This window comes from Motilimonas eburnea (assembly GCF_021295345.1).
In the GTDB taxonomy this organism is placed as follows: Bacteria; Pseudomonadota; Gammaproteobacteria; order Enterobacterales; family CBDFNC01; genus Motilimonas; species Motilimonas eburnea.
In genome coordinates this window covers 14975-38957 of the sequence record NZ_JAIMJB010000028.1, presented here as the reverse complement: position 1 = coordinate 38957, position 23983 = coordinate 14975, and the positions used below count along the sequence as shown (strand labels likewise).

The 23983-nt window shown below is 45.5% G+C and carries 15 protein-coding genes, 1 tRNA gene and 1 rRNA gene; 12 read left to right on the top strand and 5 right to left on the bottom strand.

The genetic code is table 11. The features are described 5' to 3' along the window. The first annotated feature begins 8 nt into the window (after window positions 1–8). The 4 genes from rrf (at window position 9) to recC (ending at window position 4855) form a co-directional block, all read left to right on the top strand. Window positions 9–124: ribosomal RNA gene (gene rrf, locus K6Y21_RS19540) — 5S ribosomal RNA — on the top strand. Between the two features lie 47 nt (window positions 125–171). After that, window positions 172–247, top strand: a tRNA-Thr gene (locus K6Y21_RS19535). Window positions 248–426: 179 nt separating this feature from the next. Next, a complete protein-coding gene (locus tag K6Y21_RS19530; RefSeq protein ID WP_233073586.1) occupies window positions 427–1344 on the top strand; it encodes a Dyp-type peroxidase in 918 nt (305 codons plus the stop codon). 109 nt (window positions 1345–1453) lie between these two features. Next, entirely contained in the window at window positions 1454–4855 is a 3402-nt protein-coding gene (gene recC / locus K6Y21_RS19525) for an exodeoxyribonuclease V subunit gamma (protein ID WP_233073585.1), read from the top strand. A gap of 46 nt (window positions 4856–4901) precedes the next feature. Here the strand turns inward: recC and K6Y21_RS19520 are convergent, their stop codons facing one another. Further along, a complete protein-coding gene (locus K6Y21_RS19520) occupies window positions 4902–5990 on the bottom strand; it encodes an AI-2E family transporter (RefSeq protein ID WP_233073584.1) in 1089 nt (362 codons plus the stop codon). A 196-nt stretch (window positions 5991–6186) separates the two neighbouring features. Between K6Y21_RS19520 and recB the strand changes: the two genes are divergently transcribed. From recB to K6Y21_RS19500, 4 genes are read left to right on the top strand one after another with little or no spacing between them, the layout of a single operon-like run. Then, window positions 6187–9720 carry an exodeoxyribonuclease V subunit beta gene (gene recB / locus K6Y21_RS19515; RefSeq protein WP_233073583.1) on the top strand — a complete coding sequence of 1178 codons (3534 nt, stop codon included), beginning with the start codon at window positions 6187–6189 and terminating at the stop codon, window positions 9718–9720. Next, the gene (gene recD / locus K6Y21_RS19510) at window positions 9714–11642 is read left to right on the top strand and encodes an exodeoxyribonuclease V subunit alpha (protein WP_233073582.1); all 1929 of its coding nucleotides are present in this window, start codon (window positions 9714–9716) and stop codon (window positions 11640–11642) included. Before recB ends, recD begins: the two co-directional genes overlap by 7 nt. Beyond that, window positions 11627–11953, top strand: a complete 327-nt coding sequence (locus K6Y21_RS19505; RefSeq protein ID WP_233073581.1) for a barstar family protein — start codon at window positions 11627–11629, stop codon at window positions 11951–11953. The genes recD and K6Y21_RS19505 overlap by 16 nt, the downstream gene beginning before the upstream one ends. 20 nt (window positions 11954–11973) lie before the next feature. Continuing rightward, a complete protein-coding gene (locus K6Y21_RS19500; protein WP_233073580.1) occupies window positions 11974–12639 on the top strand; it encodes a YceH family protein in 666 nt (221 codons plus the stop codon). Between the two features lie 53 nt (window positions 12640–12692). On the opposite strand, the gene K6Y21_RS19495 is transcribed toward K6Y21_RS19500, so the two are convergent. Continuing rightward, window positions 12693–13052, bottom strand: a complete 360-nt coding sequence (locus tag K6Y21_RS19495; protein ID WP_233073579.1) for a hypothetical protein — start codon at window positions 13050–13052, stop codon at window positions 12693–12695. Window positions 13053–13973: 921 nt separating this feature from the next. On the opposite strand from K6Y21_RS19495, the gene K6Y21_RS19490 reads away from it, so the two are divergent. Then, window positions 13974–14939: a methylenetetrahydrofolate reductase gene (locus K6Y21_RS19490; protein ID WP_233073577.1), complete on the top strand. Its 966-nt coding sequence runs from the start codon at window positions 13974–13976 to the stop codon at window positions 14937–14939. Between the two features lie 342 nt (window positions 14940–15281). On the opposite strand, the gene K6Y21_RS19480 is transcribed toward K6Y21_RS19490, so the two are convergent. Further along, window positions 15282–17441 (bottom strand): sensor domain-containing diguanylate cyclase, encoded by a 2160-nt coding sequence (locus tag K6Y21_RS19480; RefSeq protein WP_233073576.1) that lies wholly within the window; start codon window positions 17439–17441, stop codon window positions 15282–15284. Between the two features lie 429 nt (window positions 17442–17870). On the opposite strand from K6Y21_RS19480, the gene K6Y21_RS19475 reads away from it, so the two are divergent. Next, complete coding sequence (locus K6Y21_RS19475) at window positions 17871–19112, top strand: serine protease (RefSeq protein ID WP_233073575.1); 1242 nt, start codon at window positions 17871–17873, stop codon at window positions 19110–19112. A 73-nt stretch (window positions 19113–19185) separates the two neighbouring features. Here K6Y21_RS19475 and nhaA (K6Y21_RS19470) read toward each other — a convergent pair whose 3' ends face one another. After that, on the bottom strand, window positions 19186–20487 hold the full coding sequence (gene nhaA / locus K6Y21_RS19470) for a Na+/H+ antiporter NhaA (RefSeq protein WP_233073574.1): 1302 nt from the start codon (window positions 20485–20487) through the stop codon (window positions 19186–19188). 339 nt (window positions 20488–20826) lie between these two features. Here nhaA (K6Y21_RS19470) and K6Y21_RS19465 point away from each other — a divergent pair, with 339 nt between their 5' ends. Then, on the top strand, window positions 20827–22071 hold the full coding sequence (locus K6Y21_RS19465) for a DUF945 family protein (protein WP_233073573.1): 1245 nt from the start codon (window positions 20827–20829) through the stop codon (window positions 22069–22071). A gap of 94 nt (window positions 22072–22165) precedes the next feature. Here K6Y21_RS19465 and K6Y21_RS19460 read toward each other — a convergent pair whose 3' ends face one another. Further along, entirely contained in the window at window positions 22166–22516 is a 351-nt protein-coding gene (locus K6Y21_RS19460; RefSeq protein ID WP_233073572.1) for a response regulator, read from the bottom strand. Window positions 22517–22719: 203 nt separating this feature from the next. Here K6Y21_RS19460 and nhaA (K6Y21_RS19455) point away from each other — a divergent pair, with 203 nt between their 5' ends. Then, entirely contained in the window at window positions 22720–23916 is a 1197-nt protein-coding gene (gene nhaA, locus K6Y21_RS19455; protein ID WP_233073571.1) for a Na+/H+ antiporter NhaA, read from the top strand. The last annotated feature ends 67 nt before the right edge of the window (window positions 23917–23983 follow it).

The window sequence follows — 23983 nt, the reverse complement described above, 5'->3', positions numbered from 1 at the left end:
AATTTATGCTTGGCGGCAATAGCGCTGTGGACCCACCTGATTCCATGCCGAACTCAGAAGTGAAACGCAGCAGCGCCGATGGTAGTGTGGGGCTTCCCCATGTGAGAGTAGGACACCGCCAAGCTCCTAATACGAAAAGCCCTCGTCAAAGACGAGGGCATTTTTCTAAATGCTGATATGGCTCAGTTGGTAGAGCGCACCCTTGGTAAGGGTGAGGTCCCCGGTTCAACTCCGGGTATCAGCACCATCTCCTTATAAAAATTTCCTTTTTAACTGCACTCGCTTGATTAGCATGAGTTTATTAACTCTTTAACTCTCTATTAATGCTAACTTTGATGCCCTCTTGTATATACTTGTTTGTATTGCGCTATTGTTTGTGATTCGTGATGATACTTGCAATAACATTTGATATCGAAAGAGGTAAACATGTTCACACAAAATGCGATCCTTAGTGACGGACGCCCATTCGCAGATTTTATCACTTTGTCTTTACGTGATGGAGCCAACCTTAAAGCTGACTTTTTATCCGCACTGCGACAATTACCTAAACTGATAGCAACCGTGAACAAAGCTGAGCCAACTTGCCAAATTGAATGGCTGGTTGCTTTCTCTGATCAGGCTTGGTCGCAGCTATTTGAACAACAAAAGCCCTCTGCCCTTGTTCCCTTTACCGAGATGAAACAAGCTGAACGCCATTTTCCAGCAACGGCAGGTGATATCTTTGTATATGTTAAATCTGAGCGAATGGATCTGAACTTTAGGATCGCGAAAGGGGTCGCTGATTTATTCGAGCCCATTGCAGAAATAATTGAAGATACCCAAGGTTATCAATACTTAATCGATCGTGACATGATAGATTTTGTCGATGGCACTGAGAATCCCGTGGATGAAAAGCGCGTGAATGCTGTGTTGATCGGCGATGAAGATCCTAACTACCAAGGTGGCAGTTACATTACTTTGCAACGCTATGTCCATAATCTCAATAAGTGGAACGATTTAGCTGTATCGCAACAAGAGCAGGTTATTGGTCGCAGCAAAGCAGACAATGTGGAATTCTCTGGTGAAAAGAAAGCGCCATTTGCCCATATCAATAAAGGCAAGTCTACAGATGAAGCAGGCAAAGAAATTCCGATGTACCGCCAAAACATGCCCTACGGTAATGCGATTGAACATGGTAGTGTGTTCATTGGTTTTGCTAAGTCACCAGAGGTCATTAATATTTCCTTGCGCAAGATGATTTTTGCTGATGAACAAGGTCACTATGACCATCTACTGAAATACACTCGAGCGGTAACGGGATGCATTTTCTTTGTACCGCCTGCTGATTTCTTGAATACCTTGTAGTTCAAGTATTCGGCTTCGTTGTATATTTGCCAAGGCATAGCAGCAGAATTTGCATCTAGGCTAAAGATCTTACAAACTGCTTGCTTTAGATCTTTACCGAGAGCTTGCCTTGTTTCAGCTATATCATTCCAACCGTCTGGATTTCTTAAAAGAAATATTGGCTCACTTGATCCAAAGCGAGCCTCTAAACCACCCCTTTATTCCGGAACAAATTTTGGTGCAAAGCCCGGGGATGGCACAGTGGTTAAAATTAGAACTGGCCGACAAGCTAGGGATCACGGCCAATATCGAGTTTCCTTTACCCGCTAGTTTTATTTGGAAAACCTTCACTCAGGTTTTACCTAATGTGCCCGAGAAAAGTCCTTTTAATAAGGCTGCGATGGCATGGGCGTTAATGAGCTTATTACCCGAGTATCTTGAGCAACCAGAATTCGAATCCTTAAGGCATTATCTTAAACAAGATCAAAACGATCTAAGACGGTATCAACTTTGCCAGAAAGTCGCCGACATTTTTGACCAATATTTAGTTTATCGACCGCAATGGATCACCGCCTGGGAAGCGGGACAAAGCGCTCCGGATTGGGTTGAACAACAGGCATGGCAACCTATTTTGTGGCGAGCTTTGCAGCAAAAAATACACTCAGAGTTTGACTATAGCCAAGGTGAAAAGCCGTATCATAGGGCGGCTTTGTATGCGGACCTGATTGCCGCTTTGCAACAGGGAAAAGCGATTCCGGCCTTGCCTAAGCGCTTGTTCGTCTTTGGTATCTCTGCAATGGCACCAGAGTATTTAAAAGCCATAATTGAGTTAGGTAAGCATGTAGAAGTGCACCTGTTTCTCACCAACCCGTGTGAGGCATTTTGGGATGATATTGTTGATGCTAAGTATCTAGCTAGACTACGTACCAAGCAGCGTCGAAACCTTGTGTTAGCGGGATCTGAGCTCACGGTGCAGCAGCCGATGAGTTTAGTGCCATCTGAGCTGGACGTGGATCCTGAACTCGGCTTTCAATTAGGTAATCCATTACTGGCATCCATGGGTAAACTAGGCCGTGACTTCCTTTATCAACTTCATCATTTTGAAGTAAATGAATACAGTCACTTTATCGCCCCCGTTCGCGATGACCTGTTAGCATGGCTTCAAGCGGACATACTTACATTAGCCAATGCCACTGATGAAGGGCTCGCCAAACGTGAGGTGGCGGCTGGTGATCAAAGCCTCATCGTAGTGGGTTGCCATAGTGCGATGCGTGAAGTAGAGGTTTTGCACGATCAACTGCTTGCTATGTTTGAGCAAGATAAGTCCTTAACACCCAAAGACATCATTGTGATGATGCCCGATGTCAACAGCTACAGCCCGTATATTCAAGCCGTGTTTGGTAGCGCAAGCCAGATGTGCCGGATCCCTTTTTCTATTTCTGATCGCAGTGTCTGCCAAGAAAACCCTGTCTTCACTAGTTTCTTACATCTACTGCGTTTACCTATTTCACGTTGTACCAGCAGTGAGCTTTTGGAGCTGTTATCCGTACCTGCCGTGTTAGCCAAATTCGGTATCAATCAAGACGAGTTTAGCCAAATTCGCCAATGGGTCATTGAAAGCGGCATTCGTTGGGGGTTGACACAACAAGATGGTGAGAAGTTTGCGCTACCGCCTCTTGCACAAAATACTTGGTTGTTTGGCTTACAACGTATGCTATTAGGCTATGCTATGGACGATGCCATGGTTGCGGGTATTTTGCCTTACAGCGAATGCCAAGGCCTAGGCGCCGCACCTTTGGGTAAGTTATGTCACTTTGTTGAACAATTGATTTTGCTGAGTGAGCAACTGCAGCAAGCTCACAGTATGTCTCAGTGGCAGCAACTACTATTTGGCGTGCTTGATGACTTCTACCTGATGGCCGATGATGATTTTGAGTCGCTAACTCTGATCAAGGAGACCCTTAATCAGTTGCAGCAGCAAGTTGATGAAAGCCGATTTGCTGAGCCTCTTAGCCTCGCTATTTTAACGGATTATCTGCAGCAGCAGTTTAACCAAGCTAGTGGCGGGCAGAAATTTTTGGCCGGACAAGTCAACTTTTGTACTTTAATGCCAATGCGCTCGATCCCGTTTAAAGTAATTTGTTTATTAGGGATGAATGACGGCGTTTATCCACGGAGCATCGCGCCCGTTGGTTTTGATTTAATGGCAGAGCAAATGCAAAAGGGAGACCGCTCCCGCCGTGACGATGATAGGTACTTGTTTCTTGAGGCTTTGTGCTCGGCGCAACAAGGTTTATATATCAGTTATGTCAGCCGCAGTATTAAAGACAATACCGAGCGGACCCCATCAGTCTTGGTCAGTGAGTTGCTTGATTATTGCGAACAGGGCTTTTGTTATGAAGCGGGCAGTTGCCAGCAACATCTATTGCGCGAATACCCGTTACAGCCATTTAGTCCCCGATACTTCAACGGCGAATTTGCGACGTATGCAACACACTGGTGGTTAGACGAGCAGCCCCAGCCGATGCAGCCTTTTGTTGCGATAGAGCAAGGCCAGGTTCAATCCTATTTGCAGCCGGAGCAGCTCGGTGATGAGGAGTTAGAGCTCGAGCTAGACCAGCTGGTTCGGTTCTTTCGTCATCCTTGCCAAAGCTTCTTTAACCAGACCTTAAAAGTGTGGTTTAGCAGTGAACAAATTGGCCAGTTTGATCATGAACCCTTTAGTCTAGACGGATTAGATAATTACTTATTGGCAAACCAGATCCTTAAACAACGTCTAGCTCAAGGTGACAGCCAGCAAGTATATAGTATGGTTAAGGCGCAAGGGCTATTACCCCATGGTGAGTTTGGCCATTTGGCATTTGCGCGTCAGGAATCGGAAGTCGCGTCGTTACTGCAAAGGCTTGAGCCTTTAGTTGCAAAATCTGAACAAGATCTGGCGTGCTTGATAACCTGCCAGCTCACGCAATCCTATTTACCTAGTCTAAAGAGGGTTAACCTGACTGGATGGTTAACGCATCATTTTCAATCTGGATTGGTTAGCTACAAGGCGGGTGGACTCAATGGTAAAGACCTGATCCAGCATTGGCTTTATCACCTTGTGTACTGCGCCATGGGCAACCCCGCTAAATCGAGTTGGTTATTGGGTAAGCAACAAGGGGTCGAGTTTAATTTCCTTGATCAAGAATATGCTCAGCAGAAGCTACAACAACTGGTTGAGCTGTATGTTTTAGGCCAAACTCAACCCTTAGTGTTTTTCCCTAATACCAGCTTTGCTTGGGCGACTAAGTTGTGTGAGATGGGAGCAACGGATTTACTGCAGTCAACTTTCGATGGTGAGCGGCTAGATAAAGCGCGTAAAGAAGCACTAAACCGGTTTAATGGCCAATTTGTACTGACGGGTGAGGGGCAAGATCCTTACATTGCACGCTGTTACAAAGATTTAAGTCTGCTATGGCATGACTTTGAGGGGCACAGCCAGCAAGTGTTTGGGCCGCTGCTGGCCAATGTTACACCTATAGAGGATGAATAAGGACAGGCATTGCAACGAGGGAGAGAATGCCCCCCTCGTCGTTGATCTAGTGCTTATCTTGGTAGTTTAAGAAATCCTTGAACTCTTTTTCATAGAGGTGAAACAGTACAAAGGTGGTCGCGATAATAATGGGACCATAAATCAGCCCCATTAAACCAAAGGCGTGGATCCCGCCCATCAAGGAAAGAAAGATCACTAAGGTGTTCATCGACGAGATATTATTCATTAATACTGGGCGTAAGAAGTTATCGATAGAGCCAACCACTAACACGCCCCATGCTACCAAAAAGGCTGCCCATTGCCACTCACCTGTGAGTAATAAGAACAAGGCCGCGGGCAACCAAACTAAGGCGGTGCCGACGACGGGAATTAAAGAAGCAAACGCCATAATGGTGCCCCAGAATAATCCCGGGATGCCAACGATCCAAAAGCCAATACCACCAACAATCCCCTGACACAAGGCCGTTAGAAATGACCCCAATAGCGCAGATTTAGACACCAGTTGGATTTCATTTATTAAGGTGTCTTCTTGGCTGCGTGATAAAGGCACGGCATGACGTAAAAATTCGGTGAGTTTATGGTGATCTCGTAAGGTAAAAAACAACACAAACAGCATGAGCAAAAAGCTAAATATAAAGCTAGAAATACTGCCCGCAAACTGAGCACTAAGGGATAAGGCTTTTTTCCCTGAACTAGATGCTAAGGCCATGATATCTTGATTTATTTTGGCACTGTCAAACATATCAACCGGTAGCCACTCTTTGGCAAATACCAGCACTTGACTCACCCAAGGATGACTTAATAGCTGTTCAATTCCTCCGGCTTGGATCCAATCTAATACGCTTTTTGAGTAACTCACGGCTTGGTTCAAAATGGCAAGGAACACAAAGAACATGGGCAGCAAAATCAAACAGGTGATCAAGGTGCAGGTCAGGCCTGCGGCGATATTTTCACGACCTTTAAGCTTTTGGCTGATCCAGTGATGGATGGGCTGACATAACATGCTAAACAGCAAAGCAATGATTACGGGCTCAATATAAGGTGAGATCAATGAGTAGCTGGAATAAGCGGACAAACACAGGGCAATCAGTAAAATAACGCGGCCGGGATGTTGCTGTAGATTTAAGGCTTTCATATTAATAATAATTGGAATGATTGAGGTTTTACTCTACTTTGACGCTTATCTGGGTGCAACTCTATTTATCTTGCCAAAGGCAAATCTAAACTGGGTTTACAGCACGGCAAGATCTGGCTCCCTCAATCGTGCAACTTGAGCTCGCTTAGGTATATACTAAAGCGATTCTAGCTGGCTATATTTTGGTGACGAGCAAATGGCACAACCCCTTGATGCAACGACTTTTCCACTTCATGGTGCTCGGTTAATTGAAGCCTCTGCTGGTACAGGTAAAACCTACACTATTGCTAGTCTGGTATTAAGGTTGCTATTGGGCCACGGTGATGACCAAACGCGTCATCAGCAGCCATTGACCATAGACCAAATATTGGTGGTGACTTTCACCGAAGCCGCCACGGCCGAGTTAAGAGACCGGATCCGTAAACGAATACGTCAACAGCGCCAGTGTTTTATTGAGGGGGATGCCGCTGGCGATCCCGTGGCCCAGGCGCTGTTGGACGACATTCCCGATAAGAAAAAAGCCGCACAAATATTGCAAGACGCAGAGCGGCAAATGGATGAAGCCGCGATTTACACCATACATGGTTTCTGTCAGCGTATGCTCAAACAGCATGCATTTGAATCGGGTGCCTTGTTTGAAGCAGAATTACTACAAGATCAAAGCCATTTATTATATTTGGCCGTGGTCGATTATTGGCGTATTCATTTTTACCCCTTAGATCTTGATCTCAGTCGGGTGGTTTATCAGTTATGGTCCGATCCCAGTCAACTGCAAATGGATTTATATGATCTGTTATCTAAGCCGAACCTCGTGGTGTTACCGGCGTTAGAGCCGGTGCCGTTACCGGATAAGCATCAAGGGATTATTGAGCGAATTGCTAAGGTGAAATCGGCTTGGTTGGCAGCATCGCAAGATTTGTTGGATATTATTGCTAGCTCGGGTGTAAATAAACGCAGTTACAGCAGTAAAAACTTACCTAAATGGTTTGGTGATGTGACGCAATGGTCGCAGCGGCCCACGTTAGATTATGATATTTGCGATAAGTTGGCTAAGTTTAGCCAAGCTGAGTTGGCGGCTAAAACCAGCAAGGGAGAAGTGCCAAGTCATGACGTTTTTGAGTTGATAGAAGAGTTGTTGGCAGAGTCGTTATCGGTGCGAGAGCATATTTTGCATCATGCCCTCACTTGGGTTGCGGTGCGTTTATCTCAGGCCAAACAACAAACCAATGAATTAAGCTTTGATGATTTACTGGTGAATTTGGGGCGCGCTTTGGCTCAAGATAGTGGTGGCGCGCTAGCGCAAAGTATAGGCCAAGCATATCCAGTGGCCATGATAGATGAGTTTCAAGATACCGATCCGATCCAATACCAAATATTTCAGCAGATCTACGGCGCTAACAATGTGGCGGGTTGGTTTATGATTGGCGACCCTAAACAAGCGATTTATGGCTTTCGTGGAGCCGATATTTTTACTTATATCAAAGCGCGCCGTGAAGTGACCCATCACTATACCTTAGGGTACAACTATCGCTCGTCGCCAGCCATGATTAACGGTGTCAACCAGCTGTTTTTGCAGGCTAAAGCGCCATTTATTTATGAACAAGATATCGCCTTTTTAGCGGTTGATTACCCTTCGCAGAAATCAGCGCAACAATGGCTCCATCATGGCCAAACGCCCGCCGCTATACAATGGTGGCTTGCTGAGCCCGCCAGTGGCACCATCAATAAAAGCGATTATCAGCAATTGATGGCGGTCACTTGTGCTAATGAGATCAATCGCTTACTTAGTGCTGCTGGCCAAGGCCTAAGTTATATCTCAACCAGCAAAGGTCAGCACGAGATAACCGCAGGCTCCATTGCGGTATTAGTACGCACAGGGTGTGAAGCCAGTATTATCAAGCAAGCGTTGGCTGACCAAGGCATTAAAAGCGTGTATTTGTCGAATCGGGACAGTGTCTTTTCGTGTGAACAAGCGATTGATTTACAGAGAATACTTCACTCGGTATTAAATCCGTCGGATGACCGTTTACTGCGTGGCGCATTAAGCTCTCAACTGTTTAATTACCATGCCGCTTCCCTTGCCGCGTTATTTGCGGATGAAACGCGTTGGGAGCAAAAAATTGCCCAATTCGTCGTCTATCAAAGGTTATGGCAGCAGCAGGGCGTGTTGGTCATGCTGCGTACCTTATTGTTAGAGCAAGGTATCAGTGCCCGCTTGTTAGGTCAGCTAGATGGTGAACGTCAACTAACGGACCTGCTTCACCTTGGTGAGCTATTACAGCAAGCTAGCTTTGAACTAGAAGGTCAGCACGCTTTAGTACGTTGGTATGGTGAGCAAATTAATCAAGCCAACGGCAATGCTGATGAGCAACAGCTACGATTGGAAAGTGACCAAAATTTGGTTCAGATCGTGACCATTCATAAATCAAAAGGACTGGAATATGATTTTGTATTTCTACCCTTTATTAGCTCGTACCGACAAGCAAATACGGCCTTGTTTCATGAGCAGGAGTCTGGTCAGCAAGTTATCGACCTGACGGGGAAAAAAGAACATATAGAAGCGGCTGATCGTGAGCGCTTAGCAGAAGACTTACGATTGTTATATGTGGCGTTAACCCGCAGTGTGTTTGCCTGTTATCTGGGGATCGCGCCGATAAAATCCAGAGCGGGTAAAAAACCCATCACCGATTTACATTTATCTGCCATTGGGTATCTGCTACAGGGCGGTGAGGCCATGGATATGGCTGGCTTAAAGCAGCAGCTACAAGCGCTGGTAGACAAGTGTGATGACATGGCGGTAGCAGCCCCAAGTGACGTTCCTGAGCCTGTTTATACTGCTCAAGGGTCGCAAGTTGAGCGCATCCCACCTAAGGCATTTAACCATCAGATCCAGCGTGATTGGTGGGTGACCAGTTACTCTGCTTTGTCTCGTTTGCACCAGCACTCGCCCATTGTGCGCACCGAAGAGTTACCTGTCATGATCGAAGAAAAGCCCGAGCAACAGGCGTTAATGAACGTTTTTAGTTTTTATAAAGGCGCGAGGGCGGGGACATTTTTACACACCTTATTTGAGCAAATTGACTTTAGCCAAGCCTCACCCGCTCATTTGACACAGCTTGTTGCGCAGCAGCTTGAACGGGAAGGTTATGAACCAGAGTGGTTACCTGTGTTAGTTGACTGGATAAGCCAAGTACTTAAGCAAGATTTAGGGCAAGGTTTTAGCTTATCCGATATCCCTGAAGCCAATAAGCTGGTGGAGATGGAGTTTTACTTACCCATGGCGCCCATCAAGGCGACAGATGTGAATGCGCTGGTGGTGAAATACGATGCGCTATCACGTCAAGCGGGTGAGTTAGCCTTTATGCAGGTGCAAGGCATGTTAAAGGGGTTTATTGACTTGACCTTCGAACATGATGGCAAGTTCTATGTACTTGACTATAAGTCGAATCACCTTGGTGATGAGCTCCGTGATTACCATCAGCAGGCGATGGCGCAAAGCATGATAGCGCATCGCTACGATTTTCAATATCAGCTTTACAGCCTCGCTTTACATCGTTTTTTAAAGCAGCGGATGCCCCATTATGACTATGAACAGCATTTTGGCGGCGTGTTTTACCTCTTTTTGCGAGGCATGCAAACGGGTGGTGATGGTGTTTTTTATACCAAACCAGACCGCGCCTTGATTGAAGCTCTGGATCAGCTATTTATCGGGGAAGCGCAGCCATGTTAATGCGGTTAAAAAAATTATTACAAGATGATCAGATCCGCCCACTGGATTACTACTTTGCAGAGTTGATTAGCCGAATAGCAAAACAACAGATTGAAGCGCCGTTGGAGCAAGATGTCGTGGTGTTTTGCGCGGCGTTCACCAGTTATGAGTTAGGCCAAGGCAATGTGTGCTTGGATCTAGACCAATTAGACAAACTGTTTAGTTTAGGTGGCCCGTTGTACGGCCAACAGTTTCAAGATTGGACCTTACCACCGGTAGCGCAATGGCCTGAGTTATTAACCAATAGCATCGCTGTTGGTGCAAATAAGCCCTTGGTTTTTGAGCTAAATCGAGTGTACTTGGCGCGCTATCATCAATTTGAATTAAGCATTGCAAGGCGGTTTGGCCAGCCGCTTAATTACCAAGTGGACCCAAGATTGCCTCAGGCATTAAATCAATTGTTTCCTGCTGCGCCAAACCAACTCAAGGAGAGTGAAATTGATTGGCAAAAGGTGGCAGTAGCTGTGGCTGCCAGTGCGCCTTTTGCTGTGATATCCGGTGGCCCAGGCACAGGTAAAACCACTACAGTGACTAAATTGTTGGCGCTACTTATCATGCAGGCACAACAGCGAGGTGAAACACTCGATATCCGCTTAGCGGCACCAACAGGTAAAGCAGCGGCGCGTTTGACGGCTTCGATCACCGGCGCGTTGAGTCAGTTGACCTTACCTAATCAGGTAGCCAAGGCAATCCCGGTACAAGCCAGCACTCTCCATCGATTGTTAGGTGTATTGCCCGGGCGAAGTGAATTTCGTCATCATCAAGGCCATTTATTGCATTTGGATGTGCTGGTGGTGGATGAAGCGTCGATGGTCGATTTATCCTTAATGGCGCGCTTATTAGCGGCATTACCCAGTAACGCCAAGCTGATCTTATTGGGTGATAAAGACCAGTTAGCTTCGGTTGAGGCCGGCTCGGTACTCGGGGATATTTGTAGCTTGGTCGAGCAAGGTTACAGCCATGCTCGTTGTCAGCAGCTCACTGCTTTAACCGGATTTAACCTAGGAGAGGCGAGTAACAAAGGACAGCTTAGTACGGTTGCCGACAGCCTTTGTCAATTACAAAAGAGTTATCGTTTTCATCAGCAATCGGGCATAGGCTATTTGGCTCGCGCCGTTAACGCAGGGCAAAGTGCGCGGATAGCGCCGTTGTGGTCTAAGTATCAAGACATCGTTCGATTTGAATTAGAACAGATAACCGCATTGCAGCAAATCGTTGCAGAGGGTTATGGCGAATATTTACAGTGGGTGGCTGCATTACCGGCTGGGGAGTCGCCCCAGCCCGATGCCGTGCGTGCTATTTTAACGGCATTTAATCGCTTTAAGTTGCTTGCCGCTTTGCGTGAAGGCCCTTATGGTGTCACAGGTTTAAATGAGTTGGTCGCACAGTGGCTTCGTTTACCTATTGAAAAGGCGCCGACGACGGCGTCATTGTCAGAGCCCACGGTGGCGCCTTGGTATTCAGGTCGGCCCATTATGATCACAGCGAATGATCATCAAGCAGGCCTTTATAATGGTGATATAGGCATGTGCTTGGTTAATGAAAATGGCGATCATCGCGTTTATTTTGAACTGGCTGATGGCAAAGTCCATCACTTTTTGCCCAGTCGTTTACCTGCTCATCAGACTGTATTTGCGATGACGGTGCACAAAAGCCAAGGCTCGGAATTTGATCATACCGTTATGGTGTTGCCCGATGCGATGTCACCTGTACTGACCCGAGAGTTAATTTATACTGGCATCACAAGAGCCAAACAACGGTTAACCCTGTTTGCACCTGAAACGATTTTAAATCAAGCGGTGCGCGCTAAAACCTTACGTGCAAGTGGGCTAAGTTACCGTCTTGCTAACCCAAACATGGAGTCATCATGCGAGTTTATTTAGATTTATCTAATGTTTATGATTTTCAGGATTTTCATGCCGAGAGCTTTCGCGCATTTAAGTTCACTGGTTTTTACGATCATGATATGGAGTCATGGACCAATGCCATGATCAATATGATTGAGGATGATGATGAGTTAACCGGCATCTATTTAACCGCCGATGAGCACTTAACCGTGTTGCTGGAAGGAACCGAAATGGTTATCAATCATTGTCCTGAGGTCTTACTCGGTTTTATGGAGGCGGTCGCCCTTGTTAATCAACGTTTTGCCGATGAAGGTGTCAATAGCCGCATTCGCATTATCCCAAGCTAAGCCAACAAGCGAGCATGACCATGGAACAAGATCTAAGTTTATTTGAAACCCGAGTGCTGGGATGTTTATTTGAAAAGGCCGTCACCACCCCAGATTATTACCCGTTAACCGCTAATAGTTTATTAACTGCCTGTAATCAAAAGAGTAATCGCGATCCTGTGTTGGCGATGAGCGAGCTTGAGTTACAAAACACAGTGGATTTATTAGTCAAAAAGCGATTGGTAACCCTTGAGTCGGGATTTGGTAGTCGCGTCAATAAATATGCCCACCGTTTTTGTAATACCGAATTTGGTGAACTGAAACTCAGTGAAGCCGAGCTGGCTTTGATTTGTGTACTGTTTTTACGTGGCCCACAAACACCCGGTGAGTTACGCAGTCGCAGTCAGCGCCTGTTTAACTTCAGTGATGTGGCAGAAGTGGAATCAACCTTAGATGAAATGGCCCAGCGCAGCCCTGCATTGGTGAAAAAGTTACCCCGACAAGCGGGTAAGAGGGAAAGCCGTTATTTACATTTATTCGCTAAAGATGAATTAGTTAATGCCCCGGATACCTCGCAGGAAGTGGCAAGTTTAGCGCCAGTAGAGCCAAGTGAATTGCCTCAACTAAAACAATTGCAGGCAGAAGTGGAAACACTGAAACAACAAGTCGCGCAGTTACAACAGCAGGTAAACGACTTAATGAGTTAAATACCCAATCACGCATCTTCAAGTGGATTGGCTTTCAAGTGGATTGGTATAGACTAGGCGGCTAACTTGCCTAGTCTAATTTCGTTGAGTTCGGCATAGAGCTCTTGTAATAGGGCTTTTTGTTCTAAAAAGCTCAATTGTGAGGTAAGGGCAAGCTCGGTAGTGGCAAGTACTAGTTTGTCGTTCTCATTTATATCCATATATATCATGGCTTTAATGGTTAACGCAGCGATTTTACTTAAGTGTTCGCCAGCCTCTATTGCGCGCTCTGCAAAAAACAACGCTTGTTGATGATGTTGCACTTTTAGCTCATGCTGAGCCAGAGCAATATCCTTGCCCAACATTTGTGTTGCAACGGAGATCCCGCTGGGTATAGCAAATAGACTTAAAAAGCTACCCGTAATGCTGCGCATATTTGCCTGCCAAAGCCTAACTAATTAGACAATTAAACTTGTTAATCTTGATTGAATAGTTGCATTTAGCTAGCAAAAGCGCAAAGTGCAATCTAGGCGGGTGTGATCTTTAGAGGGATTTGTGGCCAACTTGTTAAATTATTTGTTAACAGGATCAATTTACCCAGATTAACACTGATCCAAATTGTTAAGGCTGTATGTGAGCTTAGTGGTAACTAATTGAGATCGCTATCAAGCATTAAGTACAGTTGGCTTTGGTGTGGGGTTTGTTGGGCGTTTTGTTTACCACTCGTCAAAGGTGGTTACTTGTCAAAATAATAAGGGAGGAGAAGCCTTCTTCCTTTGATAGGGGCGCTACATGGCCTAGTGTTAGTGTCATTTAAATGAATCATGACACTCTTTCATCCCAGAAGAAGGCGGTTTGCAAATTTACTCAGTTTCACACAATCAGCACTGCACGATCGACTGCACTAGTGCGTTATTGCTTACTCTTTGGTACATCAGTATTGCAATTAAACGGCAGCCTATGAAAGGGCGTTACGCGACAGGGCAAGTGGAGCTTGGAGATGTTACAACCTAAGTTAAAAGTCACTTGTGTCACGTTGAACCGTTTTGGTCGTTGCTCCTCTGTTTGTTAACTCGGTACAAAAAGTGATTTAGCGCTGTGTTTACACTTTGCTAAACCTGAGTACTTAACTAACAAGGGCTAACCAACACACCTGTACATTTACATACTTAAGGTGATTGTTAACCTCCGATATGCGGTGTATCTGCATATCTCCTTTTAATTGTGGCTCAAATTAGCCATTGAGCAAGTTTGAAAAGATATTTTTTAACTCAAGATTGGGTTTCTTTTTTGAGGTGTGCGACAATTTAGTCCAAACCTTGTCACACTTATTGCGCATTCCTTGGAGACTCGAAATGGAATCTGAATTAAAACATAAATTTACCGAGCTTAGCCGAGGTGTTTACTTTATCGGCACGACGCCACCAAAGGAAGATACTCCCCTTGAGCAGGTGAGTGCGATTGCTGGAAAGCTGTTAGCAAGGTTAACTGAAATCGAATATGACGGCTTGATTGTTTATGATATTCAAGATGAAACCTCACGCATTGATAAACCTAGACCGTTTCCATTTAAATCGACTCATGATCCACGTTTATACAGCCAGTTACTGCGCCAGCAATCGGGTCGAGAGGTGATCACCTATAAAAGTGTGTCACAGCGCGATGAAGCCGACTTTCGAGCTTGGTTAGAGCAAGCTTGGCATCAATTTGGGGTGCGTGACCTTGTGTTAGTGGGCAGCCCTTCATCGGAAGGCGACATTCGCTTACCTTTGGCGGATGCTTATCGTGTCTTAGGGGACAATCCCTTGGCCTATCAGCTTGGTGGGGTGACGATCGCAGAGCGTCATGCAAAGAAAGGGGATGAGCATCTACGTTTGTTGCAAAAAGGCCAGCAAGGTTGTGAGTTTTTTGTTACTCAGGCTGTCTATGATGCGCAAGCAACCATAGATTTACTGACGCGCTACGCTTTGGAATGTAAAACTCAAGGTAAGCTCCCTGCGCGTATTATCTTAACGTTTTCCCCTTGTGGCAGTGCTAAGACCTTAGAGTTTATCGAATGGTTAGGCATTTCGGTGCCTGAAGCCACGAGTTTACGCATCTTGGCGGCAGAAAACCCACTGCGAGAATCCATTTCAATTTGCCACAATAATCTACAGCAAATTCTTGCGGCTTGTTTGCCTTTGGGGATCCCCCTTGGCTTAAATATTGAGAGTTTAACTAACCGCAAAGAAGAAATTGATGCCGCTATTTTATTGTTCAAATTACTCAAAGCGACGTTAGACTTATCACTTGCTCAAGAGCAGTTGACTAGGGCCTGTTGACCTTTCGTGGTTACTTTTTGTTCGGGTGGGAGACACCCTGTCTAAAAGCGTTTTGGGCAAGGCGAGCAGTGTGTAGCTTAGCATTCTAAGTAAATACTGCTCAACGACGAACAAAACGCTTTTAGCCGAATCCGTAGGACAGCGTTTGTTGGTCATTTCTACTGCGTTAGCGCCTTTTTGCATAGTTGACTATGCTGCAAAGTCACTGCCTTGTATAAATACCCAACAAATCGCTGCAAAAACAAGCTCAAAAGGTCAACAGGCCCTAACTTATAACCGCGTCCTGATAGGGGTGAATCATTAGCTCAGGCAGCCTGCAGCGACAGGATAACTACCCTAAGCTCAGTCTGCGGGGTGGGCTATGATGCGATTTCGCCCCGCGGCCTTGGCCTCATACATGGCCTTATCCGCCAGCTCTATGAGTTGCTCTTTGGTGGTGGCGGTGGTGGGAATCAGCGCCGCAATGCCGATGGATACCGTGACTTTTGAGTCAGCCTTGGATTCTTGGTGAGGAATATTGAGCTCGGCAATGGCTTGTTGGATCTTGTCTGCCATGGCTTGGCCTTGCTCGATATTGGTGTCGGGTGACAACACAATAAATTCTTCGCCCCCAAACCGGGTACAGCAGTCGGTCGCTCGATGACAGACTTGAGTGAGGGCTTCCGCAATATCCTTAAGGCACGCATCTCCACTTAAATGCCCGTAATAGTCGTTAAATTGCTTAAAATAATCGACATCGAGCATAATGAGACACAATGGCTTAGCGAGACGTTGCATGCGATGCCACTCGTTGTCTAAGGTTTGTTCAAAACTGCGGCGATTGTGCAAGCCTGTTAAACTGTCCTCGATGGACAAGGCTTCAAGCTTTTTATTCAGGGTTTCCAGTTCAAAGGTGCGTTTGGCGACTTTGGCCTCCAAATCTGCATTCAATGCTAATACTTGCTCTTCTATTCGTCGTTTTGCAATCATTTGAGCGACATTGAGGCCGAATAAGCGAATCAATTCTTTTTGCCCTGAGTTAAGGGCTCGACGGTGCAATAAGTTGTCAGCCATTAGGTAGCCTACTATGCCGTCTTGACTGCGAAGGCACACCACAATATTCCAACCATAACCAATGATTTTTCCATCTTGATAAAGTGGTGCTGGGTCCATGAAGCAATAACTTTTACTCGAGGTGGTGGCTAAACGCATCAGTTCGGTATCGGGACGCTCTGCTTGATAGTAGCTTTCGTCTACTAATGCCCCTTTTACGTCTGTGCCATACGTGCCAGAAAGTCGAGTGTTATCATGGTTGCTTAGCATAATGGCAACGCGATCTAAATGCATTTTAGTCCGAGCTAGCTTAACAGCGATATGGCAAACATCGAGGACGCTATTGGCGTTGGACATTTCGGAGATGGCATTGTTAAGGAAAATAAGGTCGGTTTCACTGCGACGACGAACGAGTTGTTGCGCCAAGGCGGCGCCGTAGTAGTTTAACAGTTTTTTTTGGTATTCATGTAATGGCGCCTTATTGATTAGGTTGTCGATGGCAAGCCAGCCGATGGGGTGTTCACCGTCACGCAATATAAGCATGGCATTCCAGCCCTTACCGACAATTTCATCTAGGGTGTATAAAGGTGCATCGTCTAACACAATCAAGTTCTCATTGGGTTGACTGAGGGCTTCATAAAATACTGGAGCAAGGCTAGATAGCTTGAGGTTCGCGCGGTATTCGTCGGTGGTCACCCCTCGTATATCGGTACCATAAGTCCCTGTCATGGTTTGGGTGGCGTGGTCGATAAGGTAGAGGCTGGCGCGGTCAAACCCCAATTCTTCTCTGATGCTAGTGACCGCATTCAGGTATAGGCTGTCTAAATCCGGGCAATCGCTGAGTTTAATATTGACCTTTTGCAATTTGCTCATATGCTCAATAAAGATTTTTTGCCGGCTAATTTCGTCTTGTAAAAAGCCTTCTTTACGGTCTCGTTCAAAGTTTTGCTGAAATGCATTTTTCTTCAGCTCCAGTACTTGTATAGCCAACGCAAACTGATGAAACAGAGCGACAAAATTCGGATCGCCCTCATCGGCTTGTTCCATTTCGGCCCCTTGGGGAAATTCAATAAAAAGGAGTAATTGTTCGCTATGCAGTTGGACTAAGTTGATGCCGCGATAGTGGCCGAAGTGGCCGTATTTGGCCTCGTCTAAGCTGAGCTCTGGAATGGCTTGGTAATTATAAAAGGGCGCGAGTTGCATACCGCGTTGAAAAAATAGCCAAAGCATCTCATCGGGAATGGCCAAAGAGGCTTCATCGAGATCAAAATGGCCATGTTTGGCTTGCTGTTCACGCTTCTGAAAGGAAATAACTTTAAAATCAGGCTCTTGTCGAATGAGGTAGGTGGCTTGAGCTGGGGTGCGAGTAAAGATAAATTCAAATAAACATGCAGCCAATGGTTGGCTGTCGTGAAAGCTGCGTAGCTTTTGCTCTAGTGTGGTTAACTCATGATCACTGATTGGTTGCATGTAGCCCCGTTATTTATCAAGCGTTTCAAGCAATTTGAAGTATAGATGATGGGGTCAAGATATCTATGACGGATTAGGGGAGAGGCTTAGCCTTTTGTGGTTGTTAGACCCAGCGAAGAGGGGTGGCTTGCCAGCATATATTTTTGTTTTGTTTGTATGGGTAGTTTATTCAGCTTTGGTTAAGTTAAATTGCAGTATTCTATCTTCATCAAGTCGTTACTGACCAGGATGGACAAACCTTGATAATAGATATAGCGTTTTTAGTCTGCCGGTGACATCAGTTTTGATGAGCCCTATAGTTCACCGGCAGTTTTTTTTCTTCTCTATTTTTATTCTCCTCACTGATTTTATTCTGTTTCCAATCTCACCCGTATCGTTTTGATGATGGCTTTGCTACAGTTGATGAATATCTCAATGGAGTATTCAATCATGAAATGGATCCTACTGGGCTCGACCCTGATTTTTTCGTCTTCTTTACTCGCCAGTGCATCGCCATCTATCTCACCTAGAATTGTGGGCGGAAATGACGTCAGCCAAGTTCAGCCTTGGATGGTGAGTTTGCAAGTTCCCTGGCAACAAGGTTATGCCCATATCTGTGGGGCGTCCTTGATTGCCCCGCAGTGGGTGCTTAGTGCTGCTCATTGCGTTGAGGACATGACGAGTCACCAGCTATTTGTTCGTTTAGGCATCACGGATTTGAATCAGTCAGGTGAATTGTTTTCCGTCGATAAAATTTTCTCACATCAGAACTATCAATCTGCCACCTTAACGAATGATATTGCCTTGATCCACTTGGCCAAACCAAGCAGTGCAACGCCGCTTGATCTACTGGCTCCGATTGATTTTGCTCAATTGCCTTGGCAAACCAGTTTACAAGTATTGGGGTGGGGAGCGACCAATAAAGCGGGTAATGAATATGGCGAGCAACTGCAGCAAGTATCGGTACCTTACGTTGATTGTCCCTTCAATAACCTACCATCTGGCGTGATTTGTGCGGGGGGAGAGGAAGGTCAAGATGCTTGTTTTGGTGACAGCGGTGGCCCTTTGATATTGCGTGAGCAAGGAAGAGATGTGCAAGTGGGGCTCGTCAGCGCGGGTTACGGCTCTAACTGCGCCGAAGCGGGCATGCCTGGCGGTTATACCAGCGTGAGCTATTTCTCAGATTGGATCAGCCAAACCATGCAGCAAGTATGGTTGGGAGATGTTGACCTAGGTAACATTCGGGTTGATGAGGGTTATGAATTTAGCTTGCCGCTTCATAATCAAACAGATCAAGTGGTGACATTAAGTTCAGTGCAAACCACAAGTACTTTTATTCAGGTTCAACCTGATATGTTAGGGACTCAGATTTTACCTAATACCAGCCTAAATGTTGCGTTTGAGTACACACCAACCACAACGGCAGGCACATTACCAGCGAGCCTAAGCTATGAGGTAACGGCTAACTTTGTTGAAGACATCGATAACAATGGGCAAAGCGAGAGTGCATCAGCGGATTTAATGTTGACCTTAGTCGCTCCTACGCCTGTGCCAACGCCTATGCCTTCACCTAACCCCTCGCAAGCGCCGACCACCGAGCCAGTTATCACTTCTTCAAGCGGTGGTGGTAGTTTGAGTTGGTTTGCCTTACTGTTGTTCGGCTTGTGTGCGGGGTATCGTGCTCGGTCTTAAGGCTCGCTCACCTGCTCGATAGCCAGCGATAAAAAAAGCGCGAATGTCGCGCTTTTTTTCGCCTGTATACTGGCTATTTATTGGCAGCAGGGGTTGGGCCTGTTGCCAGTAAGACGTAACCAATCACACCGGATATCACCGAAGCAACCAAAACAGCCATCTTTGATGTCATCTGATTCACCTCGGCAGTAAAGGCCAAGTCGGTAATGAAGATAGACATAGTAAAGCCCATACCAGCCAAAAAGCCTGCTCCCAGGATATGGCGCCAAGTCACCCCATCAGGCAATGAGCCAAGGCCAAAGGTGACTAATGCGCGGGTAAACAGGTAAATCCCCACGGGCTTACCAACTAATAAGCCTAAGCTAACCCCAAGGGCAATGGGATTTAATAATTGAGAAAGCACCTCTTGGTTGATAGGGATCCCCGCATTACCTAACGCAAAAAAGGGAACGATAAACAGCGCCGTGATAGGGTGCAATGCTTTTTCTTTTAACTGCAGTGGGTTGGCTGCTTCGTAGCTTAGGATCTTGATTTTCTTTAACGACTTGATGGCTTTTTTACTCAGGACATCACCTTTGTCATGACGCTCTGATTCTAGCTTTTTCAGCAGTTCTTTTACCTTATCCAGGTAGACATTCATTTCCATCCCTCGGCGTGAAGGGACAGTGAAAGCAACCGCTACACCGGCAATTGTTGCGTGTACACCTGATGCTAAAAAGCCGACCCAGACAATCCCAAGCCCGGTTAAGTAGTAGATCCAAGCTTGTCTCACGCCTAACCGGTTTGCCGCCGTAAGAATAGCAAGGCCCACTAAACCATAGATTAAATCGCCTAGATTGATTTCAGAGGTGTAGAAAATAGCGATGACTAATACCGCCATTAAGTCGTCACCAATGGCTAGCGCGGATAAGAAGACTTTCAAGGTCAATGGCACTTTGCTGCCCAGTAATGCTAATACCCCTAAAGCAAAAGCGATATCGGTGGCCATGGGGACCCCCCAGCCATGCGCCGTGTCTGTGCCACCATTAAAAATGAAATAGATGATAACCGGAACAATCACCCCGCCTAATGCGGCCACCACAGGTAAAGCGGCTTTTCTGACGGATGACAGTTCACCATCAAGCAGTTCACGCTTTATCTCCAAACCAATAAAGAAGAAGAAAATAGCCATTAAAAATTCATTGGCTATGGCATGCAGGTTAATGCTGTAAACGTCTTGGGTTCCTTTACCAACTTGCCATACAGTGGCATGCCAAAAGTGATGGTAATACTCTGGGTATAAGTTTGCCCAAAGCAAGGCGGCAATGGTTGCTGCAACCAGTAATGCGCCACCGGTAATTGGACTGTGCATCCAAGCCATTTTTTTCCCGGCCATAGAAGGTTCCTTGTTAAATATTGGTTAAAAATTATGACTACATTAATTATGATAAATTGATAATGCTAAAAACATTCGCCCAAGTGTAACCATGATCACACTAAGTTAGCCGCACAGGAGCCTGTGCAATGAGTGCCTAGGCCGCACTGAGTATCTAGTAAATAGGGTATCACGATTAAGATAAGTGAGGTTACGCTTGTTTATGATTCTTTTTCTTGTTTTTTTGTTATTGTTTTTTGATGTCAAAAGCATTCTGCTGCTACGGTGCTGGGATTATGCTGAGTGATTTGTTAGCCTGCAACCAAACTATTTCGAAACTTAGGTTATTTAAGGTTAATTATGAAAAAGACCCTTACCGCTATCGCGGTTGCTGCGATAGCTTGCGCTGGTAGCATCTACTATGTTGGCAATTATACCGAGCAGCAAGTGCAGCAGATGATTGCCCAAACGAATGAGCAAAATGCCGGCGTCAATGCACAATTGATCAGTTATAATAAGGGTTTTTTGTCGGCTCAGTCACAAGTACAGCTGCAGATCCAGCATCCTGATATGCCAGAAGAAGTTTGGCAGCTCCAAGTTGACGCCAATATTCAACACTGGCCCTATAAAGCGGTGATTGACTCGGCAGTTTCGGTGATAGGTGATGTCGAAAAAGAAGTGGTTAAGCAATTGTTTGGCACTGATACCCCTTATACTGCAAAGGATGAGGTTAACCTGCTTGGCCAACTGACGGGGCAAGGGCAGTTAGTTGAAATGAACCTCGACGAAGGCGGCAAATCTCTTCAATTGACCCCTATTAATATTAGCTACAACATGGATTTAAATGCCTTGTCAGGCTACTCAGAGCTGAGCTTTGATGCCTTAACCATCGCGGGTGAGGAAAATGTAAGCCTGAAAGATTTTGCGGTAAAGGGTGATTTTGCCATTATTAATAACTCAGCCTTGATGACTTACGATTACCTTTTTTCATTAGGTGAGGGACAGGTTAGAAGCTCAGAGATCAATGTCGATTTTACCCAAATGTCGATGCAAACCGCATTTAAGCAAGGCCAAAAGCCTCAAACCTTAGATACGCTGGTTGCGCTCAAGGTGGGCAATTATGTCATCTCTGCTCACGAGGTATTGGCATTTTCTAACAGTGAGCTTGAAATTAATGTTAATGGTTTAGATGAAGCGGCATTAATCGAATTATCGCAATTGCAACAATACCCTGACAGCATAGACGATGCGCTAGTACAGCAGTTGGTGTTAGATCTTGCTGGCAAGGGAGCAAATGTGGCCATTAGCAAGCTCAATTCGCAGACGCCTTGGGGTGATGTGAGCGCCAACCTTGAGATTGACTTACCACCCGGAGCGGTAGATAAAACCGTGATGATGGCCCCTCAATCGGCCCTTGGGTTGTTAACGGGTAATGCCAACGCGCGTCTATCTGGACAAATATTGCAAGCACCCGGTATCGGTGATCAGCTAAATTTTGCTGTCATGATGGGCATTTTAACTCAGCAAGGTGAAGACCTTGTTCTTAAAGGCTCACTCAAAGACGGTCAACTCGTGGTTAATGATAATACCTTCCCATTAATGTAACTTCTAACTAGCCAAGTGGTATCGTTTGCCACTTGGCTAACACTTATACCCAATCAACCTGGACATGGATCTTCAAGTTGATTGGGTATACACCTCAACACCTGTCGCAACAGGCCTCTATACTGGCTTTAATTTGAGCGAGTTTGAATGGTTTGACCAAAAACTGGCAATAATGTAAACCCGTTTGCTTCAAGGTATGCTCATCATCTAGATGACCACTCATAAAGATAAATGGGATGTGATCTGGGATGCTTTGCTTTAGTTTAATGCCATCCATCTCTGGCATGCGAATATCTGAAATAATCAAATCGGGTACCTGATGTAACATGGTCGCTAATGCGTGCTGGCCGTTACTAGCCGTGTTTACCTGATGGCCTAGTAATTCCAAACAGTCCACTAAACACAGCAAGATATCGGGTTCATCGTCCACCAATAGTATGTTCATGTTAAGCCGTCCCTGTTACATCGTTAAGCGCCACGATATGAGCATATAACAAGGTTAGTGATATTTCGGTAGTTAGGTATGTATTTTCCATTATTTTAAATTATTTCCGATGTTTCTGGCTGGAAAAAGTGATTTTTTTCCACTTTGATATTCGCGGTAGACTGCAAATACCTGCCTTATTGTTACGGGATTAAACGCGTTATATGGTATTAAAACAGTTTTTAAAACAAGAGTCTGCCCCTGGCATTATATTGATCATTGCCGCTCTTGCTGCTTTATTGATCGCAAACTCTCCGCTTGCTGGACTATACCAAAGCTTTTTGGATATGCCTGTGCAGTTACGAATTGCTGCGCTCGATATAGATAAGCCATTGTTATTGTGGATTAATGATGGCTTGATGGCGGTGTTCTTTTTATTGATCGGCTTAGAAGTCAAGCGTGAGTTGATTGAAGGGGATCTATCAACCAAAGAAAAAGCCATGTTGCCCGCCGCAGCGGCAGTGGGGGGGATGTTGATCCCCGCTTTGGTTTTTCTGGCATTTAATTTTAATAATGACGTGACGATTTCTGGCTGGGCGATCCCCGCTGCGACGGATATTGCATTTGCATTGGGTGTGTTGGCGCTATTTGGTAAGCGCGTGCCAGTGAGTCTCAAGGTTTTCTTATTGGCGTTGGCCATTATTGATGATCTTGGCGTGATTGTGATTATCGCCTTGTTCTATAGCGCTGATTTGTCTCTCACGTCGCTATTGGTTGCAGCGCTAAGTTGCGCGGTGTTATTCACCATGAATGTGCGTGGCGAACAGCGTTTGAGTTTATATATGCTGGTGGGCCTCGTGCTTTGGGTGGCAGTCTTAAAATCAGGTGTTCACGCAACACTGGCTGGCGTGGTGTTAGGTTTTGCAATCCCGTTACGTAATCGTAATGGTATGGCGATGTCGAGCAAACTGGAGCACAGCTTACACCCATGGTGTAGCTTTATGGTTTTACCTTTGTTTGCGTTTGCTAATGCGGGAGTGCCATTGGCTGGTATTGAATTCAGTGCCATTCTCGCGCCATTACCGATGGGCATTATGCTAGGTTTACTATTAGGTAAACCCTTAGGGATATTCAGTGCGAGTTACATTGCAGTAAAAATGGGATGGGCTAGATTGCCTAATGGCATTACCTTTGCGCAAGTATTTGCGGTATCCGTGTTATGTGGTATTGGTTTTACCATGTCCATTTTTATTACGTCACTGGCCTTTACTGGTGATGCTGCAGTGTTAGCCGATATCTCTCGTCTGGCGATATTAATTGGTTCAACGTTAGCGGCCATTATTGGTTATATCACCTTGAATATGACCTTGGCGAAGCAAACGGCTCCTGAGCTAAACCAAGCAGAGCTTCGGTTAAACTAACTCAATTCAAGTTTTTATTCGGAAAAACACCTGTAATTTCATTATTGCAGGTGTTTTTTTTCATCAG

Bases quoted from the DNA above. Each gene is read 5' to 3' on its own strand.
- K6Y21_RS19530 (WP_233073586.1), top strand. From the start codon at position 427: ATGTTCACACAAAATGCGATCCTTAGTGACGGACGCCCATTCGCAGAT.
- K6Y21_RS19520 (WP_233073584.1), bottom strand. From the start codon at position 5,990: ATGAAAGCCTTAAATCTACAGCAACATCCCGGCCGCGTTATTTTACTG.
- recB (WP_233073583.1), top strand. From the start codon at position 6,187: ATGGCACAACCCCTTGATGCAACGACTTTTCCACTTCATGGTGCTCGG.
- recD (WP_233073582.1), top strand. From the start codon at position 9,714: ATGTTAATGCGGTTAAAAAAATTATTACAAGATGATCAGATCCGCCCA.
- K6Y21_RS19505 (WP_233073581.1), top strand. From the start codon at position 11,627: ATGCGAGTTTATTTAGATTTATCTAATGTTTATGATTTTCAGGATTTT.
- K6Y21_RS19500 (WP_233073580.1), top strand. From the start codon at position 11,974: ATGGAACAAGATCTAAGTTTATTTGAAACCCGAGTGCTGGGATGTTTA.
- K6Y21_RS19495 (WP_233073579.1), bottom strand. From the start codon at position 13,052: ATGCGCAGCATTACGGGTAGCTTTTTAAGTCTATTTGCTATACCCAGC.
- K6Y21_RS19490 (WP_233073577.1), top strand. From the start codon at position 13,974: ATGGAATCTGAATTAAAACATAAATTTACCGAGCTTAGCCGAGGTGTT.
- K6Y21_RS19480 (WP_233073576.1), bottom strand. From the start codon at position 17,441: ATGCAACCAATCAGTGATCATGAGTTAACCACACTAGAGCAAAAGCTA.
- K6Y21_RS19475 (WP_233073575.1), top strand. From the start codon at position 17,871: ATGAAATGGATCCTACTGGGCTCGACCCTGATTTTTTCGTCTTCTTTA.
- nhaA (WP_233073574.1), bottom strand. From the start codon at position 20,487: ATGGCCGGGAAAAAAATGGCTTGGATGCACAGTCCAATTACCGGTGGC.
- K6Y21_RS19465 (WP_233073573.1), top strand. From the start codon at position 20,827: ATGAAAAAGACCCTTACCGCTATCGCGGTTGCTGCGATAGCTTGCGCT.
- K6Y21_RS19460 (WP_233073572.1), bottom strand. From the start codon at position 22,516: ATGAACATACTATTGGTGGACGATGAACCCGATATCTTGCTGTGTTTA.
- nhaA (WP_233073571.1), top strand. From the start codon at position 22,720: ATGGTATTAAAACAGTTTTTAAAACAAGAGTCTGCCCCTGGCATTATA.